This is a genomic window from Kitasatospora sp. NPDC057518, assembly GCF_042802075.1.
In the GTDB taxonomy this organism is placed as follows: Bacteria; Actinomycetota; Actinomycetes; order Streptomycetales; family Streptomycetaceae; genus Kitasatospora.
In genome coordinates this window covers 1-3,225 of the sequence record NZ_JBHVEU010000667.1, presented here as the reverse complement: position 1 = coordinate 3,225, position 3,225 = coordinate 1, and the positions used below count along the sequence as shown (strand labels likewise).

3 protein-coding genes are annotated in these 3,225 nt (G+C 70.7%); all 3 read left to right on the top strand.

What is annotated here, in order from left to right:
• Positions 1–5: 5 nt before the first annotated feature.
• Genes ACFU7Z_RS38045 through ACFU7Z_RS38035 form a run of 3 tightly spaced genes read left to right on the top strand, consistent with a single transcriptional unit; the run spans position 6 to position 3,179 of the window.
• Positions 6–1,016: an ABC transporter permease gene (locus ACFU7Z_RS38045; protein ID WP_049649101.1), complete on the top strand. Its 1,011-nt coding sequence runs from the start codon at positions 6–8 to the stop codon at positions 1,014–1,016.
• The gene (locus ACFU7Z_RS38040; protein ID WP_049649102.1) at positions 1,013–2,080 is read left to right on the top strand and encodes an ABC transporter ATP-binding protein; all 1,068 of its coding nucleotides are present in this window, start codon (positions 1,013–1,015) and stop codon (positions 2,078–2,080) included. The genes ACFU7Z_RS38045 and ACFU7Z_RS38040 overlap by 4 nt, the downstream gene beginning before the upstream one ends.
• Positions 2,081–2,114: 34 nt before the next feature.
• Complete coding sequence (locus ACFU7Z_RS38035) at positions 2,115–3,179, top strand: ABC transporter ATP-binding protein (protein ID WP_049649103.1); 1,065 nt, start codon at positions 2,115–2,117, stop codon at positions 3,177–3,179.
• The last annotated feature ends 46 nt before the right edge of the window (positions 3,180–3,225 follow it).

Genomic DNA, 3,225 nt, shown 5'->3' with positions numbered 1-3,225 from the left:
CAACTGTGTTTGCCTACATCATCCGCAGGATCTTCGCGGCGGCGATTTTGCTGCTGGTCGTCAGCGCGGTCACCTTCGCGATCTTCTTCCTGCTCCCGCGCCTCGCGGGCGAGACGGCCGACCAACTGGCCGCCCAGTACATCGGGAAGAACCCGTCGCCGGACGCGATCGCGGCGGTCAAGCAGAACCTCGGCCTCGACCAGCCGCTGTACACCCAGTACTGGAACTTCCTGAAGGGGCTGGTCAGCGGCGCCGAGTACCACTTCGGACCGGAACCGGCCACCTGTCACGTGCCCTGCTTCGGCTACTCCTTCAAGAACCACCTGGAGGTCTGGCCCGAGCTGACCAAGCGGATCCCGATCACCATCTCGCTCGCCGCCGGTGCGGCTGTGCTCTGGCTGGTCTCCGGCGTCGCCACCGGCGTCGTCTCCGCCCTGAAGCCGCGGTCGATCTTCGACCGGCTCTCCATGGGCGTCGCGCTCGCCGGCGTCTCGCTGCCGGTCTTCTTCACCGGCGCGCTGCTGCTCACGCTGTTCAGCTACGAGTGGCCGATCCTGGACAACCTGCACTACGTCGACTTCACCGACGACCCGCTGATGTGGGCCCGCAACCTGATCCTGCCGTGGATCTCGCTGGCCTTCCTCTACTCCGCGCTCTACGCCCGGCTCACCCGCGCCGGGATGCTGGAGACCATGAGCGAGGACTACATCCGCACCGCCCGGGCCAAGGGCCTGGTCGAGCGCAAGGTCGTCGCCCGGCACGGGCTGCGCGCCGCGCTCACCCCGATCGTCACGATCTTCGGCATGGACCTCGGGCTGCTGCTCGGCGGCGCGCTGATCACCGAGCAGGTCTTCTCGCTCCAGGGCGTCGGCCAGTTCGCCGTCCAGGCGATCTCCGACAACGACCTGCCCAAGATCCTCGGCGTCACCCTGCTCGCCGCCTTCTTCATCGTCGCCTGCAACCTCGTGGTCGACCTCCTGTACGCCCTCGTCGACCCCCGGGTGAGGCTCTCGTGACCGACCTCCAGAAGGACCCGGCGGCCGCGCCCGCCCCGGCCGGCGACCCCTTCCTCTCCGTGCGCGACCTGCGGATCCACTTCGACACCGACGACGGCCTGGTCCGCTCGGTGGACGGGGTCAGCTTCGACCTGCACAAGGGGCGCACCCTCGGCATCGTCGGCGAGTCCGGCTCCGGCAAGTCCGTCACCTCGCTCGGCATCATGGGCCTGCACCGCTCCAAGCGGGCCCGGATCAGCGGCGAGATCCGGCTGAACGGCGAGGACCTGATCGCGGCCGGCCCGGACCGGGTGCGCCAACTGCGCGGCCGCGAACTGGCGATGATCTTCCAGGACCCGCTGACCGCGATGCACCCCTACTACACGGTGGGGCAGCAGATCGTCGAGGCCTACCGGGTGCACCACCCCCAGGCCACCAAGAAGCAGGCCCGGACCCGCGCGGTCGAGATGCTCGACCGGGTCGGCATCCCGCAGCCGGACCGCCGGGTGGACGACTACCCGCACCAGTTCTCCGGCGGCATGCGCCAGCGCGCCATGATCGCCATGGCGCTGGTCAACGACCCCTCGCTGCTGATCGCCGACGAGCCCACCACCGCCCTGGACGTCACCGTCCAGGCGCAGATCCTGGACCTCATCCGCGACCTCCAGGAGGAGTTCGGCTCCGCGGTCATCATCATCACCCACGACCTCGGGGTGGTCGCCGAACTGGCCGACGACATCCTGGTCATGTACGGCGGCAAGTGCGTCGAGCGCGGCCCGGCCGAAACCCTCTTCGACGCGCCCGAGCACCCGTACACCTGGGGCCTGCTGGGCTCGATGCCGCGACTGGACCGGGAACTCCAGGACCGGCTGGTGCCGGTCAAGGGCACCCCGCCCAGCCTGATCAACGTGCCGTCCGGCTGCGCCTTCCACCCGCGCTGCCCGTACGCCGCCCTGACCGACGGGCGCTCCACGAGCGAGGTCCCGGCACTGGCCGAGGCCGTGCCCGGGCACTTCGCGGCCTGCCACCTGGCGGCCGGCGAGCGGCACCGCATCTTCGCCGAAGAGATCGCGCCCCGGCTGTGAGCCCGGCCTCGTACCACCTTTCTGGAGAGAACCGATGACGGACACTCAGGCGGCTCCGACCCCGCGGTCGGCACCCGCCCCCGGCCGTGAGCCGCTGCTGAAGGTGGCCGGCCTGACCCGGCACTTCCCGATCCGCGGCGGGCTGCTGCGGCGCCAGACCGGCGCGGTGCGGGCCGTCGACGGCATCGACTTCACCGTCAACGCCGGCGAGACGCTGGGCGTCGTGGGCGAGTCCGGCTGCGGCAAGTCGACCATGGGCCGACTGGTCACCCGGCTCGACGAACCGACCGGCGGGACCATCGAGTTCGAGGGCACCGACATCAGCCACCTGAGCGTCGGGGCGATGCGGCCGCTGCGCCGCGACATCCAGATGATCTTCCAGGACCCGTACTCCTCGCTGAACCCCCGGCACACCGTCGGCACCATCGTCGGCGCGCCGTTCCGGCTCCAGAACGCGGTGCCCGAGGGCGGCCTCAAGAAGGCCGTCCAGGAGCTGCTGGAGCTGTGCGGGCTCAGCCCCGAGCACTACAACCGCTACCCGCACGAGTTCTCCGGCGGCCAGCGCCAGCGCATCGGCATCGCCCGGGCGCTCGCGCTGAAGCCGAAGATGATCATCGCGGACGAGCCGGTCTCCGCGCTGGACGTGTCGATCCAGGCGCAGGTGGTCAACCTGCTGGACGACCTCCAGCAGGAGCTCGGGCTGACCTACCTGATCATCGCGCACGACCTCTCGGTGGTCCGGCACGTCTCGGACCGGGTCGCGGTGATGTACCTCGGCAAGATCGTGGAGATCGCCGACCGGGACTCGCTCTACCGCAGCCCGATGCACCCGTACACCAACGCGCTGATGTCCGCCGTGCCCGTCCCGGACCCGCGCCGCCGCCAGCGCGCGGGCCGCGACCGGATCCTGCTCAAGGGCGACGTCCCCTCGCCGATCAACCCGCCCAGCGGCTGCCGCTTCCGCACCCGGTGCTGGAAGGCGCAGGACGTGTGCGCGAGCCAGGAGCCGCCGCTGGCGGTGCTCGAGACCGGGCACCAGGTGGCGTGCCACTTCCCCGAGAACGCTCCGGGGAACGCTCCGGCGGACGCCAAGGCCTGAGGTCCCCGCACGGACGCGAGAGGCCGCCCGCCCCGGACCCCCGGGG

What these genes read in the sequence shown, in the direction of transcription:
- ACFU7Z_RS38035 (WP_049649103.1), top strand. Translation starts at nt 2,115, where the DNA reads ATGACGGACACTCAGGCGGCTCCGACCCCGCGGTCGGCACCCGCCCCC.